Source organism: Stutzerimonas stutzeri, from assembly GCF_024448985.1.
In the GTDB taxonomy this organism is placed as follows: domain Bacteria; phylum Pseudomonadota; class Gammaproteobacteria; order Pseudomonadales; family Pseudomonadaceae; genus Stutzerimonas; species Stutzerimonas stutzeri_AP.
In genome coordinates this window covers 69,778-83,952 of the sequence record NZ_JAMOII010000002.1, presented here as the reverse complement: position 1 = coordinate 83,952, position 14,175 = coordinate 69,778, and the positions used below count along the sequence as shown (strand labels likewise).

Sequence of the window (14,175 nt, the reverse complement as noted above, 5' to 3'; positions counted from 1 at the left end):
GTTATAACCGCTTGGAGAACGCGAAAGCCGCCGGCCCGAAGGCTGGCGGCGAGGTATGCATGTATTCAGAACTCGTAGCTGACCGTCGCCGTGACGTTGCGCTCTTCACCCAGATAGCAATAGTTCAGGCTGCTACCGCAGCCCGCCACGTATCGTTTGTCGGTGAGATTGTTGGCATTCAACCGGACATCCATGCCATCGAGCCCGACCCTGGCGAGGTCATAGCCGATAGAAGCATCGAATAATGTGTAGGGCGGTATGCGCTGCGTATTTTCGGCATCGGCCCAGCCTTCGCCGACATAACGAATGCCAGCGCCGGTGCTCAGCCCGTCCAGGCTATCGCCGATGAAACGGTAGTCCGCCCAGATGGACGCCATGTGGCGTACCGACTGTGTTGGAGTATTGCCTTTGTTATCTAGAGTCGCGTCCACAGCGCTGAACACGGATTTGGAATATTCGATGTCGGTGAAGGTGTAGCTGCCCAGCAGACGCAGGCTGTCGGTCAGCTGCAGACGCGCTTCGAGTTCCAGGCCCTGCGAGCGTACGGCCCCGATAGGCCTGTAGAAATCCTCGTTGGGGAGCTTGGAAGCGAGGTTTTCCTGCTCGATGTGAAACAGCGAAGCGGTATACAGATCGTCGGTACCCACCGGCTGATACTTGATGCCCAGTTCCCACTGAGTGCCTTCGGTCGCGTCAAGCGGATCACCATTGGCGTCACTGGTCGAGTTTGGGTTGAACGACTCCGAGTAGCTGATATAAGGCGCGACGCCGTTATCGAACAGATAAAGCACGCCAGCGCGGGTCGTCAGCTGGTCCGAGTCTTTCCCCGAGGGCGCACTCGCCCCGTCTGACACCACTTCGGTTTCTACCCAGTCCTGACGCAAGCCCAGGGAAACACGCCAACGGTCCAGCTCGATCAGGTCCTGCATGTACAGACCCGTCTGCTCCAGCCGGCGGGTCTGGCCGAACGGGCCGCCAACCACCACAGGCGTGCCATAGACCGGATCGAACGCATCGAGATTGCCGACGGTGCCGCCGTAATAGTCCACTTTGGCCTTTCCACGCTGATAATCGACGCCAGTAATCAAGGTATGCCGGGCAGCACCCGTGTCGAATTCGGCCTGCAGCATGTTGTCGATGATCCACGAATGCAGGCGCTCATCCGCGCCCGTATAACCACGTAGTAGTTCTGACGAATCGCCCACCCAGCCTAGGCTGTAGACCTGCTCGGACTCGACTTTCGAATCCAGGTAGCGGAAGTTCTGACGCATCGACCAGACATCGTCGAAACGATGCTCGAACTGATAGCCGAGCATTTGCTGGGTGCGCTCGAACTTCTCGTGCCCGGGCTCACCCTCGAAGAAATCGTCGGAGAGATAGCGTCCATTACGACGATATAGAGTGCCTTCAGCAGGCAGGCCGCCGTGATAACCACTTTCCGGGTCGTGCTGCAGATAGGCCTGCAGGGTCAGCGCGGTGTCTTCGGAAAAGGCGATACGCAGCGATGGGGCGATGGCGTAGCGCTCCGACTCCACATGGTCGTACTGGGTATCGCCCTTGTCGGCCAGGCCGACCAGCCGATAGGAGAGCTTTCCTCCTTCGTCCAGCGGCCCGCCTAAATCGACGCCGATGCCTTTCTGATCGTTACTGCCGAGCGTTGCCTGGACCTGCCGATAAACCTCTTCCGTCGGCTGCTTGGAAGTCATGGCTACCAGGCCGCCAGGCAGGCTGCGGCCATACAGAACCGATGATGGCCCCTTCAGTACGTCGATACGCTCGAGAAAGTAAGGATCGATCTGCATGGTGCTGTAGGTGCCGCTGTCACCCATGATCTTGAGGCCGTCCAGATACAGGTTGTCCACCGATCCATCGTTGAACCCGCGCATGGCCACATAATCGTAGCGGCTGGTGGCTCCATAAGGCGTGCTCATCACACCGGGGGTATAACGCAACGCCTGGGCCACGGTCAGCGAGCCCTGATCATCCATCTGCTGACGCGTGACCACCGAGACCGTCTGCGAGGTTTCCACCAGCGGCATGCTGGTCTTGGTCGCCACGCTGCTGTGGGTGGCGTTGTAGCCTTCCATCTCGCCCAAGGCGTTACCCAGCGCGAAACCTTCAACCACCATCGGCTTCAGCTCGACGGCCTCGGCCTGTTCGCGAGGCGGCGATAACGTCAGCGAGTAAGTGCCACGCTCATCGCGCACCGCCTGCAGACCACTGCCCTGCAACAATGCATCGAAGCCCTCCGCGACGCCGTACTGTCCCTGCAGGCCAGCCGATTCGCGCCCCTCGGTGAGACGACCATCGACGGACAGCATCACGCCAGCCTCGCCGGCAAAGCGGCTCAGCGTGCTGGACAGCGGACCGGCTGGGATATCGTAGCCGCGCACCTCCTGCTGACTGGCCGCCTGTGCCAGCGCCGTTGGCGAGGCGACGAGCGTTGTCAGCGGCAAGCAAAACATGGCGGCGCGGATGGCGCGGGACAGACTGGAACGGCGAAGCGGAGCGATGGAGCGCATGGGTCATCCTTTTGCGAGAGCAAAAATCGTGATCGATGCGGTTATGCCCAGCGACGCCATACAAAAGGGAACTGCGGATAAGAACTTTTTACATTCGCGTTTCAGGCTGACAACGGCTCGATACTGACCCACCAGGGCAACCGCCGGTTGATGCGCAGCGGCAATGTACTGGCCAGAGCCTCGAGAATCCGCTCCGTATCAGCCAGCGGATAGGCGCCCACCACGCGCAGGCCGGCGATTTGCGGATCACAACCGAGATAGCCTTGGCGGTAGCGTGCCAGCTCGGTCACGAACTCGTCCAAGCGCAGATCATCGGCCAACAGAACGCCGCTGCTCCATGCCTGACGGCCCGGCTGAGCGAGCCGCTCAGGCCTGAGCAGCCGAGCATCGAACGCCACCTGCTGGCCTTGCAGGACGGTATGGACGCCATCACGCCCGGCGGGCCGGATATCGATGGCGCCTTCGAACACGCTGAGCTGAGTGCTGCCGTCTCGCTGCAATACCGAAAATTTCGCAGCGCCGCGTGCCTGAAGGTCGCCTTCGGACGTGCGCAACAGCAGCGGGCGTCGTTCGTCAGAGGCTTGCAGCAACGCCTCGCCCCGATACAGCGACAGCTGCCGAGCCTGAGCGGTGAATGCGACAGCCAACGCGCTATCGGTGTTCAGCCACAGCCGCGAGCCATCATCCAGACGCCAGTCGCGCACCTCTCCCACGGCCGTTCGATGGTCTGCCGCCCAACTACGCCAAGGCAGCGAACCACCGGCGAATGCCAGCAATGCGCCGCCGCACAGAACCGAAAGGGTCTTGAGTGCCTGCCGCCGGTTTGGCTCACGGCGCCGCAGAAGAACAGCCGCCGCGGGACTGAACGGGCTGCCCGTCAACGGCTCGAACCGCCCGCTGATCTGCTCCACCCGCTGCCAGGCCTCGGCGTGCTCCGGTATGGCGACCCAAGCGCGCCAGGCTTGGCGATCGGACTCGCTGACCGCATCGGACTGCAGCACCGCGAACCACTGGGCTGCGGCTTGCAGTACCTGATAATCGAGGCTCATGGCGCGTCGTCGAGCAGAGTCAGGCAGTGCAGCATGGCCTGCGCCATATACTTCTTGACCATGCGTTCGGAGACGGCAAGCTCGGCGGCTATCGCCGCATAGGTCATCCCCTGCAGCTGGGAAAACAGAAAGGCGCGACGAACCTTATGCGGTAACCGCGCCAGCATCGCATCGACCTGCAACAGGGTTTCGACGACCAGCGCCTGGGATTCGGGTGACGGCGCGAATGCCTCGGGCTGCAAAGCCAGCGCGTCCAGATAGGCTTGCTCGATCTGCTTGCGACGCCAGTGATTGATCAACAGCCCCCTGGCGACGGTATGCAGAAAGGCGCGCGGTTCACGAATCGCTTCGAGGCAATGATCCTTGGTCAGGACACGCACGAAGGTGTCTTGCGCCAGGTCCGCTGCCTTCTGGCTGCAGCCGAGCTGACGGCGTAACCAGCCATTCAGCCAGCCCTGATGGTCGACATAGAGTCGATGTACAAGCTGTTGCCGGACCATCCCCTGGGTTGCCATGGTTGCTGCCCTTCGTTGTCGAGATCGTAATGCTAACGCTTCTCAACTTCGCAAGCTACGGCAGTGTGTTTATCCCAGCGAGGCGTGAGGGTTTCACGTGGAACGTCCGAAAATGCTCAGGGAACCGACCATTCACCACCGCTGGACTGCTCGCAGGCGGGCTGGAGGAAGCGCGCATCACTGGCGACGCCGTAATAATGGATGTCCTGCCGATAGGGCATGTTGGATACCTGGGCGTTGCGGCAGATACCGAAGGCGCCGTCAGGGCATTGTTCGACGAAACTGACTTCGACCTTCTGTCCCTTGAGCTCGGGCTGACAGAATCCGGTCCGGAACAATTCGGCCGGAATATTGAGGTTCTGCTGACAGACCTTTACCTCGATACGCTCGTCCTGACTATGGATCACGCAGCCCTCGGCCCACGCCTGACCCGCCACGCTCAGCGAAAGCAGAAAACCCAATAAACGCATCGATTAGCCCCTCGATTTGACCGCGGCGACTCTAGCATGCAGGCTGCACGGCCGCTTCCAATCCATTAGCCGAATGCGCACCATGGCGCCCATGCTGACTCAAATACCCACTCATCTTATCTGCGGACCGCTTGGCGCCGGCAAGACCAGCCTGGTCCGTTCACTGCTGGCGCAGAAGCCCGTGGCTGAGCGCTGGGCGGTGCTGATCAATGAGTTCGGCCAGATCGGACTCGACGCGGCGCTGCTGGCCACCAATGAAGCAGGTATCAGCCTGGCGGAAGTGGCAGGCGGCTGCCTGTGCTGCGTCAACGGCGTGCCCTTTCAGGTTGGCCTGAACCGCTTGTTGCGCAAGGCCAAGCCGGACCGTTTGCTGATCGAGCCTTCCGGGCTGAGTCATCCGCAGCAGTTGCTGCATCAGATGCGCCAGCATCCTTGGGATCGCGTACTTGCGCTGCAACCGAGCCTGGTGGTGCTGGATACTGCGGCATTGGCAAGAAACGAAGCGCTCACAGCCAGCCAGCAGAGCATTGTCGATCACGCGGGGCTGCTGGTGCTGAACAAGAGTGAAACGCTGGATGACGATGCTCGCCGGCATTTACAACGACGGTTGCCGGCGCGGCCCATCTGCTGGACCCAACAAGGCCAGCTCGACTTGGCGCGACTACCGGGTATCGAAGTCGGTGCTCGTGAGGTTGAAACGGGAAGTTTGCCGTCGACCGCCCAGCCGCCGCTGGCAAGTATCTGGCTCGATCCGCTACAGCCGATCATGCTCAGCCATGCCGCTGCCGAAGGCTGGAGCATCGGCTGGCGCTGGCAGCCAGATTTACGGTTCGACATCGGCAAGGTCCGCGAATGGCTAGTCTCGCTGCCCTGGCGGCGCGCCAAGCTAGTGTTGCATGGCGAACAGTCATGGCTGTCGGCCAATGCGCTAGATGGCGAGCCGCTGGAATTTAGCGCAAGCGAATGGCGGCGTGATTCGCGTCTGGAACTGATTTTTGCCGAGGCACAGCTGGAAGAGGCACTAACCCAAGGACTACGCCGCTGCCTGGCTGAACCATCTCGTATTCCGTAGAGCTGGTGAGGCGTGGCAATCGCCAGCAAGCTGGCTCCTACAAGAGCATCGGTTGCGTATCGTTCGGAGCGGGCTTGCTCGCGAAACCGTAATGGCTTAGCCAACACGCCGGCTCAATGCGGCGGCCGACGCCATTCATCGAGCGTAATGACGCGCGCGGACTCGGCAGCCGGCTCGAAGGGATGCGCCGCCAGCTCAATACGTCCCACCTGCGCGCCGAACATGACGATGCTCCCCGGATGCCGCTGCTCGCCGGTGACGGTGAACTCGAAGCCGTAAACACGCCCGATCCGGCGCCGGCCACGGCTGTCGCGCTGCAAGCCGATGCGCCGGAATGCCACGTTGCCGTCGAGCAACTCGACATCCATCTTTTTGCAGTGACGCTGCACTGCCACCAGTGCGCGCTCGCGAATACCGTGCGAATGCCAGAGCCAGGCAGCAATAGCAGCGAAAAGAAGAAAGACGGTGAAATTGCCCAGGGTCAGCATGGAAAGAACTCTTCGAAACAGGGCGCCAGCTTAACAGCCATGAGCAGACAGACTAAATCCATTCCCGGCACGCTTCTCCAAGCGGAGCCCGGGGCGAGATTACATGCTTCTACATTTATCTTGAGGCCCACCACGCATAGGGAGAAGCTCCTCGGGGCCGGACAATTAAAACAGGGCGGCGCTCTTTAGATAAGCCGAGCGGGCCATGAGCCGCTCTCGACCATTTCATGCACCACTTCGATCAGAAGCTTATGGACGGCACGCACCGCGCGTGAACGCACCCCCTTGCGGGCGGCGGCAATATGCACGCTCCAGCTCACGCGCGGGTCAGTGATAGGCGTTGCTACCACTCTTCCTTCCTCGATCTCACGACCCAGGCAGACAAGCGGGAGGACCGTACAGAAATCGGCATTCACCAATTCGACGATGCTGCTCAGTGAGTCGATTTCAAACTTCACGTCCAGCTTGACTTCCCGCTTGGCCGCCAATTCGTACAACAGCCTCGTCAACACATTCGGATAACACGGAAGGACCAGCGGAAGCTCTTCGAGCATTGAGAACGGCACGACCTTTCTGTTTTTTACGATGCCTTTGTTCTTGGAAATGAGGTACAGCTCTTCCGTGAGCATCGGCATGAGGTCGGCATCATCCAGTTCCAGAAGCTTCGGCTCGTAAAGAATCGACAGGTCAAGGCTTCCGCGCTGCAGGGACTGGCTCAAGCTCCCACTCATGGCCTCGACCACGTGCAAAGTGATGCCCGGATAGTGCTCATGTACCTTGGCTACGAGCGGCGCGGTCAGGGAGCGGGCGGCGGTGGTGGTGACGCCGAGCCTTACTTCCCCGGCTGGATTGCGAGTCAGATCCTGTACTAGCAGAGGCGTCCTGTCGATTTCATTGAGTATGGTGCCGAAATGGCTCAACAGCATCGTGCCTAGGTCGTTGGGCGCGATACCCCGAGAATGGCGGGTTACGAGTTCGACGCCTAACTCATCTTCCAGAGCACGCAACTGTTGGCTCAAAGCCGGCTGAGCGATCCCCAGCTCTTCAGCGGCTTTCGAAAGGCTTCCGCACTCGGCAATCCGCACGAAATAACGCAACTGCTTGAGATTCATCGCGTTCCAGCCATTGATTATAGAGATTCGCTAGTTCTTAGCCATAAGGACAGGAATATAGCTTGCGCCTGCAAATTCAGCCTATCAAATCCGCAGAATTTCCCCATAAGAAAGCAAATATCACTCCTAACGCCCCTAAATAGTTCACCAGACTCCCACATAAAGGCCACTTAATGGTGCATCGCGCACGCGTCTCGCACCAGCTTGAACCCATAAGAATAAACGATATTAGCCAGGCATAAACAGTATTTGTCTTATGTGATCTTTAGTCGTTCACTGATACCTCCAAATGACATGCGGCAAAGAACAGGACGCGGCTTACACCTGGCGTATCAAACAACACCAAGAATGCGCACATAAAGAGACCGGGGTTCTTTTATTGCAGGTTATCGACTACGCAGTAGAGCAACCACCCGGACTGGAATCTCACAACAAGCGAACTGGCGCCGCACGCGCTAATCGCATCGGGGACTGGTATGAAACAAATAAGGAAAACTGGCTTTCATTTCTTGCTATCAGCTGGGCTCTTAACCGCCGTGACAAGCGCGCAAGCGGACCAGATCAACCTTCGAGTAGGTTCCGGCCACCCGGTTGGCTTATTGTCCTATATGGAAACGGCACACCACTTTTTCGTGCCAGAGCTCAAGAAAAGAATCGAAGCCAATACGGACCACGGCATCCGGGTTATGGAACTTCATGCGGGCCAGATCGCCAAGGTAACCGAGGTTCTAGAGGCAACACGGGACGGATTGCTGGACATAGGTTTCACAAGCATGATCTTCGAGCCTTCGGAACTGCTCGCGCAGAACTTCCCCCTGTTCCTGCCTTTCGGCTCTCCCGACGCCAAAATGGCAAGCGAAGCCGTACGCGCCACGTATGCAGCTCACCCCGAACTGGCCGAGACCTTCGAGAAGAAGCACAACCAGAAGCTGCTCGCGGTCAGTTGCCTGTCAAACTATGGCCTGGGTACCACCTTTGCCTGGGAGAATTTTTCTGATCTCCAAGGACACAAGATTGCAGGCGCCGGGGTAAACCTGGACTGGATCAAGGGCGCAACTCCTGTCGCGTCCAATCTGAACGAAGCCTACCAGTCAATGCAGACTGGCGTGTATCAGGGCTACATCAGTACTTCAACCTGGTGGACGACGTTCAAACTCAACGAAATTGCAAAGCACTATACCAAGATTGACTTCGGCGCAATGCCGGTCAATAGCGTTACGGTAAACCTGAAAACCTGGAACAAACTGCCTGCCGACGTTCAGCAGATACTTAAAGAAGTAGCCAGGGATTACGAAGACGCTACTGCTGAAGTCTGCGCCGCCAATGACCGTAACGGTCTGCAGAAAGCCAGGGAACTGGGTGTCAACGTGAAAGAGATCAGCCCTGAAGCGCGCCAAACCTGGGCCGAAGCCTTGAAAGACTTCCCCAACCGCATGGCCCAGGAAGTGAACAAGCAGGGGATGCCTGGCACCGCCATCATGAAGACCTATATCAGTGAACTCGAGAAGCGTGGCTACGAATTCCCGTATGCCTATGAAATCGACTGATATCTGTGGCCGAGCCGAGAGGCTCGGCCGTACTGCTCATGAGTTGATCTGAAATAAGCGACCTACCGCAAGCGAGGGCGTTTCATGTTAGCGCACAAGAGTTCCACCACAGGCTGGGTCGGAATCCTGGATTCTACGCTCCGAATAATCAGTAAGGCACTAATGGTAATAGCCGCAACGCTATTGATATTAGTGGCATTGCTGATTGCCGCAGATGTTTTCGGACGAGGCTTATTTAATACGCCCATTATTGGCGTTGCCGAGGTCGTTATTAATGGCCTGGTCATCATCGCCTTTCTTCAGTTGCCCTATACCGTGCGGATTGGCGGCATGCTGCGTACAGAGCTGATGGATATGTTAGCGCCACCGTCAGTCAAGCGCTTCCTATGGTTGGCTGGTTACCTGCTGGGGGCGTTTCTGTTTGCAATTCTTGCAATAGCCGAATGGGAAAACATGGTCAATGCCTTTATCAATGGCGAGTTTGAAGGGCATGTAACCTTTGCGGTACCTGTATTTCCAAGTCGGCTGGCTATCGTGGCAGGTTCCATTCTCGCCACCATGACTTATCTGGTAATGGCTATTCCCGCAGCAGTTGCCCTTTTCACTGGAAATGAAGAGCCGCTCAACATGTTAAAGGGGCAGGAGGTTGAACATGGGTAGTCCAGAGTTTGCCGCAATCATCATTGCGGTTCTGATAATGAGCATTCTTCTTGGAGTACCGGTGGTTATTTCGCTCGGACTGACAAGTTTCTTTGGCCTCGCCTATCTGATGGGCACCTTCGATATTGCCAGCTCATTGCTCGCCAGCAGTGCTTTCGGAGCTATTCGGGCTTATGAATTCGCGACGATTCCCCTGTTTGTGCTACTGGGCGAGATACTGGCCAGGTCGGGAGCCGCAACCGATCTGTTCCAGCTGATCAACCAGTCGTTCAAGCGCCTGCCGGGTCGCCTGGCGCTCGCGACCGTCGGAGGCAACGCGGCCTTTGGTGCGGTCACCGGGGTCTCCATCGCATCGGCTGCCGCCTTTTCCCGCATCGCCTATCCGGAGATGGCACGCGCCAAATACGACAAAGGCATTGCGCTGGGATGCATTGCCGGCAGCGCATCCCTCGGCATGCTGTTACCGCCCAGCGTACTGTTGATCATCTGGGGCGTCATGGCCGAACAATCCATCGGCAAGCTCTTTATTGCAGGCGTGGTTCCCGGCGTGCTGCTGGCATCGCTGTTCTTCCTGTTCCTGCTGGTTTTCGCCCTGCTGCGTCCGCACCTTTTCGGTGCTGACCACGAGCATGACGCCGTCGTGGAAAAAGCCGATGCTCGCGCCAAGATCGGTGCCACGGGCGTGATCCTGATGATCATGATGATCTTCGGCGGCATCTGGTTCGGCCTCTTCACGCCAACCGAGGCAGCCGGCATCGGCGTGCTTGGTGCCGTAGTGGTCGGGCTCGCCAAGGGCATGGGATGGCGCGACTTTTCCGCATCGATCCTCAACACCGGACGCATCTCCGCACCCTTGCTTTTCCTGCTGATCACCGCGCAGATGTATTCCCGCCTGCTGTCCATGGGCGGCATCGGCGACATGATCGGCGACCTGTTCCTGGGCGTTGGCGGCCTTTATCTGACCCTGGCCATCATGGTCGGAATCTGGCTGGTGCTGGGCATGTTTCTCGACAGCACCTCCATCATCCTGCTGACGGTACCGATCTTCGCGCCGATCGCCACGGCGCTGGGTTTCGAGCCACTGGCGTTCGCAATTCTCGGCATCCTGGCCATCGAGGCAGGCCTACTCACCCCCCCACTCGGGCTATGCGTGTACACGGTCAAGGGATGCATAGCCGACCCCGACGCCACGCTGGGGCTCATTTTCCGGGGCTCGATCCCCTACTGGATCATCCTGCTTCTAGTCGTCCTCTTGGTAGCTCTCTTTCCCGGGATCGCCAGCTGGCTTCCCACGAAAATGATGTAGTCGCAATCGCGCCTACGTTATTCCACTGCGTCTAACAAAAGGAAAAACGCAATGCCCATCATCGACCTTACGTTGAAGATCGAAGACAACATGCCGGCGCACAAGCTGTTCCAGCGTCCGGTCATCACGGCTCACTTCACCCACGAAACCTCGAAGAAGTTCAATCTCGGCGTGCCTGGCGACCAGATGACCTTCGCCACCACGCACCTGTCGATGCTCGACCATATCGCCACCCACGTGGACGCTTTTTACCATGTGGGCCCTAACGGACTGACCATCGATAACATGCCCCTGGATATGTTCATGGGCAAGGCGGTCTGCCTGGATCTTCGCCATATCCCGGACCTGGGCGACATCGATGTCGCGGACCTGGAAGAAGCCGAGGCAATGGCTGGCGTGAAAATCGACGGTCATATCGTGTTGATGTGTACCGGCCTGCATAAGAAATACTATCCGGACGTCAAGGTCGTCTGGTCCAACCCTGGCCTGACCGAGGCCGCCACCCACTGGCTCGCCGACCGTAATTCCAAGCTGCATGGCGTCGAAGGCCCTTCCACCGATAAACCCTCGCACAACGAGTTCCCCAGCCACCGCGTATGCCGTGACCGCGGCATCACCCACTACGAGTGGCTGGTCAACCTGGAGGAGCTTGTCGGCAAGGGCGAATTCATGTTCTACGGCCCACCCCTGAAGATCGACAACGGCAGCGGCTCGCCGGTGCGCGCCTGGGCTGAAGTGCAGTAATCGACTCTGGCTGCGGCTCGCGCCGCAGCCTTCTCCTGCGGAGGAACCCCTGTGGACCAACGAATCCCCATCACCGTGCTCAGCGGCTTCTTGGGAGCAGGCAAGACCACCTGCCTCAACCGCGTGCTCACCGATCCCGAAGCGGGACGCATCGCAGTCATCGTCAATGAGTTCGGCGAAATCGGCATCGACGGCGACCTGGTTTCATCGGCTTCCGAAGACATGCTGGAACTCAAGAACGGCTGCATCTGTTGCGCAAGCAAGGACGACCTGGTCAAAACCATCTATGAGCTGTTCATGCGCAAGGTCGGTGCCCTCGAGCCCAAGATCGAGTTCGACAAGTTGCTGATCGAAACCACCGGAATCGCCGACCCCACGCCACTGGCACAGATTTTCTACACGGACATGCAGCTCAACCTGAGCTATCGCCTGGACGCTATCGTCACCATGGTCGATCTCAAGCATGTCGTTCAACAGCTGCAAGCCTCGGATGAGGCGCGCAAGCAAATCGCAATGGCCGACAAGATCATTCTCAACAAGCGCGACCTGGTGGATGACGAAACCTACGAAGCAGCCCTGGCCGCTGTAAGGCGCCTGAACCCCAGCTGTCCTGTGGAGACCACAACCTACGCTGAACTGTCGGCCTCTAAGGTCATGGATCTCAGCCTGTTCGACCCGAATACCAAGGAAAGCGCCGTCGCAACCTGGATCGGCGAGACCGTACCGGCACACCATGAGCATGATCATGCCGCGTGTGGGCAGGACTGCAGTCATGCGCATCATGGCCATACCCCTGACCAAGCCAGCCAGCACGCAGATATCGTTTCCGTATCGTTCCGCGAAGAGGCGCCGCTGGATTACGCAGAGCTGATGCTGGCGCTTTCCGAGTTCACCGAGGAATACGGCGATAACCTCTTCCGTATCAAGGGCCTTATTCAGTTCGGCAATGACTCACGCCCCGTCATTCTTCAGGGCGTGCAGCAGGTCTATAGCCCGCTGACCTACGCCGAATCCTGGCCTGGAGATGTACCGGACTCGCGTCTGGTTCTGATCGGCAAGAACCTTCAGCGCAACGTGATCCTGCAACGCCTGTCTCTGTGCAAAGCGCAAGCAAGGGCGACGCTGGACCGCGCCCTGGGCGCCATCTGAGAAGGACACCTATGAAACAAGAACTTGATTTCATGTCGGCGTTGGAAATGCGCACAGCCATTGCTCGCAAGGAGGTTTCCCCCGTCGAAGTGGTGCAGCGGGCACTGGAGCGGATGGAAGAAACCGAGCCCAGGCTCAACGCGTTCGCCACCCGCACACCCGATCTTGCCCTGGCCGCCGCGAGAAAGGCAGAGCAAGCCGTTATGGATGGCGCGCCACTCGGGCTACTGCATGGCCTTCCCGTATCGGTTAAAGACCTCATCACGGTGGCCGGGGCGCCCTGCTCCTTCGGCTCCCGTACCCTTGCCGATAATCTTGCCCAGGTAGACGCCCCGGCCGCCGAGCGGATCAAGGCTGCCGGTGGCTGCATCATCGGCAAAACTACGACTAGTGAGTTCGGCTGCAAGGCGGTCGGCGACTCCCCGTTAACAGGCATCACTCGTAACCCCTGGGATCTGACCAAGACGCCCGGCGGCTCCAGCGCCGGGGCCGCAGCAAGTGTGGCCGCTGGAGTCAGTGCGCTGGCGCTCGGCACTGATGGCGGCGGTTCGCTGCGCATCCCGGCGTCGATGACCAACCTCTTCGGGATGAAGGCTCAGTTCGGTCGGGTCCCGGTCTTTCCTGCATCCGCCACACCGACTCTGGCCCATGTGGGCCCCCTGACACGTACCGTTCGGGACTCCGCATTACTGCTGCAGGCCATCGCCGGGTATGACCAGCGTGACCCGTTCTCGGTCGCCGGCGCAGTACCGGACTTTCTCTCAGCTTGCGACAAGCCGGTCAAAGGAATGCGTATCGCCTGGTCGCCCACCTTGGGCTACGCGAAACCGCTCCCGGAGGTCGTCGAGATAGCCGAGCGTGCGGCCCGTGCGTACGAGCAGATGGGATGCACCCTGGAGCTGGTCGAGAATGTCATGGACGATCCGGGTGAACTCTGGATGGCCGAATTCTATGCGGGCGTCGGGACCAGGCTGCAGAACGTCCTGCGCGATCAACCTGACCTGATCGACAGCGCCGTTTCCGACGTCTTGGCCGGAGCCCTTGATCAGACGCTTGATGAGTACTACGCCAAGGTATTCGCCCGCTATGACTTCCGCGAAAAGATGCGGCAGTTCTTCAGCAAATACGACCTGCTATTGACGCCGACCATTCCGGTTCCAGCACCAGAGATCGGAGTGGATGTGCCACCGGAAGTCGCTGGGCGGAATATTGTTTCCTGGGTCTTTTATACGTATCCGTTCAACTTGACTGGGCAGCCAGCTGCCTCTGCACCCGCTGGTATGACAAAGGATGGGCTGCCCGTGGGGTTGCAAATCGTTGGGTCTATGCATGGGGAGTGCGCGATTTTCCGTGCTGCAGCTGCGCTGGAGGAGGCCTGCCCCTGGAACGGTCACAGGCCGAAGGGCTTCTAGAGGGCCATTCGACTTCGAGGTTTAACCTGAGCCTCGACTGCTTGGGCGATGTCCGCGATGTGCAACCACAGCCGTCATCCTGCGGGCATCGCTCATAGCCAATGAAGCATCAACAGTGGTCGGATTCAA

At 58.9% G+C, this 14,175-nt stretch carries 13 protein-coding genes; 7 read left to right on the top strand and 6 right to left on the bottom strand.

Translation table 11 applies throughout. From position 1 onward, the window contains the following. Window positions 1-65: 65 nt before the first annotated feature. The 4 genes from NA647_RS03185 to NA647_RS03170 form a co-directional block, all read right to left on the bottom strand. Entirely contained in the window at window positions 66-2,522 is a 2,457-nt protein-coding gene (locus NA647_RS03185; protein WP_256056384.1) for a TonB-dependent siderophore receptor, read from the bottom strand. Window positions 2,523-2,623: 101 nt separating this feature from the next. Next, window positions 2,624-3,571 carry a FecR domain-containing protein gene (locus NA647_RS03180; RefSeq protein ID WP_256056383.1) on the bottom strand — a complete coding sequence of 316 codons (948 nt, stop codon included), beginning with the start codon at window positions 3,569-3,571 and terminating at the stop codon, window positions 2,624-2,626. Next, entirely contained in the window at window positions 3,568-4,086 is a 519-nt protein-coding gene (locus NA647_RS03175) for a sigma-70 family RNA polymerase sigma factor (protein WP_256056382.1), read from the bottom strand. Before NA647_RS03175 ends, NA647_RS03180 begins: the two co-directional genes overlap by 4 nt. 116 nt (window positions 4,087-4,202) lie before the next feature. Then, window positions 4,203-4,556, bottom strand: a complete 354-nt coding sequence (locus NA647_RS03170; protein ID WP_256056381.1) for an NADH:ubiquinone oxidoreductase — start codon at window positions 4,554-4,556, stop codon at window positions 4,203-4,205. 73 nt (window positions 4,557-4,629) lie between these two features. Between NA647_RS03170 and NA647_RS03165 the strand changes: the two genes are divergently transcribed. Continuing rightward, window positions 4,630-5,628 carry a CobW family GTP-binding protein gene (locus NA647_RS03165; protein ID WP_256056380.1) on the top strand — a complete coding sequence of 333 codons (999 nt, stop codon included), beginning with the start codon at window positions 4,630-4,632 and terminating at the stop codon, window positions 5,626-5,628. A 113-nt stretch (window positions 5,629-5,741) separates the two neighbouring features. Here NA647_RS03165 and NA647_RS03160 read toward each other — a convergent pair whose 3' ends face one another. Further along, the gene (locus tag NA647_RS03160; protein ID WP_256056379.1) at window positions 5,742-6,116 is read right to left on the bottom strand and encodes a DUF3301 domain-containing protein; all 375 of its coding nucleotides are present in this window, start codon (window positions 6,114-6,116) and stop codon (window positions 5,742-5,744) included. Between the two features lie 185 nt (window positions 6,117-6,301). Beyond that, window positions 6,302-7,228, bottom strand: coding sequence for a LysR family transcriptional regulator (locus NA647_RS03155; RefSeq protein ID WP_256056378.1), 927 nt, complete (start codon window positions 7,226-7,228; stop codon window positions 6,302-6,304). A 476-nt stretch (window positions 7,229-7,704) separates the two neighbouring features. Between NA647_RS03155 and NA647_RS03150 the strand changes: the two genes are divergently transcribed. The 6 genes from NA647_RS03150 (at window position 7,705) to NA647_RS03125 (ending at window position 14,046) form a co-directional block, all read left to right on the top strand. Further along, entirely contained in the window at window positions 7,705-8,775 is a 1,071-nt protein-coding gene (locus tag NA647_RS03150; protein WP_256056377.1) for a C4-dicarboxylate TRAP transporter substrate-binding protein, read from the top strand. Between the two features lie 192 nt (window positions 8,776-8,967). Continuing rightward, window positions 8,968-9,435 carry a TRAP transporter small permease subunit gene (locus NA647_RS03145; RefSeq protein ID WP_256056376.1) on the top strand — a complete coding sequence of 156 codons (468 nt, stop codon included), beginning with the start codon at window positions 8,968-8,970 and terminating at the stop codon, window positions 9,433-9,435. Further along, window positions 9,428-10,741, top strand: a complete 1,314-nt coding sequence (locus tag NA647_RS03140; protein WP_256056375.1) for a TRAP transporter large permease — start codon at window positions 9,428-9,430, stop codon at window positions 10,739-10,741. The genes NA647_RS03145 and NA647_RS03140 overlap by 8 nt, the downstream gene beginning before the upstream one ends. A 51-nt stretch (window positions 10,742-10,792) precedes the next feature. After that, entirely contained in the window at window positions 10,793-11,485 is a 693-nt protein-coding gene (locus tag NA647_RS03135; protein ID WP_256051921.1) for a cyclase family protein, read from the top strand. Between the two features lie 51 nt (window positions 11,486-11,536). Next, window positions 11,537-12,634: a CobW family GTP-binding protein gene (locus tag NA647_RS03130; protein WP_256056374.1), complete on the top strand. Its 1,098-nt coding sequence runs from the start codon at window positions 11,537-11,539 to the stop codon at window positions 12,632-12,634. Between the two features lie 11 nt (window positions 12,635-12,645). Further along, window positions 12,646-14,046, top strand: a complete 1,401-nt coding sequence (locus NA647_RS03125) for an amidase (protein WP_256056373.1) — start codon at window positions 12,646-12,648, stop codon at window positions 14,044-14,046. The last annotated feature ends 129 nt before the right edge of the window (window positions 14,047-14,175 follow it).